General features: G+C 63.1%; 1 protein-coding gene. It reads left to right on the top strand.

What is annotated here, in order from left to right; genetic code table 11:
• A partial coding sequence (tuf, locus tag FVQ98_RS19520) for an elongation factor Tu (RefSeq protein WP_147915121.1) occupies positions 1-1048 on the top strand: 1048 nt, incomplete at both ends.

The raw sequence follows: 1048 nt of genomic DNA, 5'->3' as shown, positions 1-1048 counted from the left end.
GGCAAGACGACGCTGACGGCGGCCATCGCCACCGTGCTGGGCAAGAAGTTCGGCGGCGAAGCCAAGAGCTACGACCAGATCGACAACGCGCCCGAAGAAAAGGCCCGCGGCATCACCATCAACACCTCGCACGTCGAGTACGAGACCGCCAACCGCCACTACGCCCACGTGGACTGCCCTGGCCACGCCGACTATGTGAAGAACATGATCACCGGCGCTGCCCAGATGGACGGCGCCATCCTGGTGTGCTCGGCCGCTGACGGCCCCATGCCCCAAACGCGCGAGCACATCCTGCTGTCGCGTCAGGTCGGCGTGCCCTACATCATCGTCTTCCTGAACAAGGCCGACCTGGTCGACGACGCCGAACTGCTCGAACTCGTCGAAATGGAAGTGCGCGAGTTGCTCTCCAAGTACGAATTCCCCGGCGACGACACCCCCATCATCAAGGGTTCGGCCCGCATGGCCCTGGAAGGCGACACCGGCGAACTCGGCGAAGAAGCCATCATGAAGCTGGCCGACGCCCTGGACAGCTACATCCCCACGCCTGAGCGCGCCATCGACGGCGCCTTCCTCATGCCCGTGGAAGACGTGTTCTCCATCTCCGGCCGCGGCACCGTCGTGACCGGCCGTATCGAGCGCGGCATCGTCAAAGTCGGCGAAGAAATCGAAATCGTCGGCATCAAGCCCACGCAGAAAACCACTTGCACCGGCGTCGAGATGTTCCGCAAGCTGCTCGACCAGGGTCAAGCTGGCGATAACGTCGGTATCCTGCTGCGCGGCACCAAGCGTGAAGACGTTGAGCGCGGCCAAGTGCTGTGCAAGCCCGGCTCCATCAAGCCCCACACCGAATTCGTCGGTGAGGTCTATGTGCTGAGCAAAGACGAAGGCGGCCGCCACACCCCCTTCTTCAACAACTACCGTCCGCAGTTCTACTTCCGCACCACCGACGTCACCGGCTCCATCGAGCTGCCGGCCGACAAGGAAATGGTGATGCCTGGCGACAACGTGTCGATCACCGTCAAGCTGATCGCGCCCATCGCCATGGAAG

This window comes from Ottowia flava, assembly GCF_008017535.1.
In the GTDB taxonomy this organism is placed as follows: domain Bacteria; phylum Pseudomonadota; class Gammaproteobacteria; order Burkholderiales; family Burkholderiaceae_C; genus Ottowia; species Ottowia flava.
The sequence above is the reverse complement of the archived record's forward strand: the minus strand, read 5'-3'. Positions and strand labels throughout refer to the sequence as shown.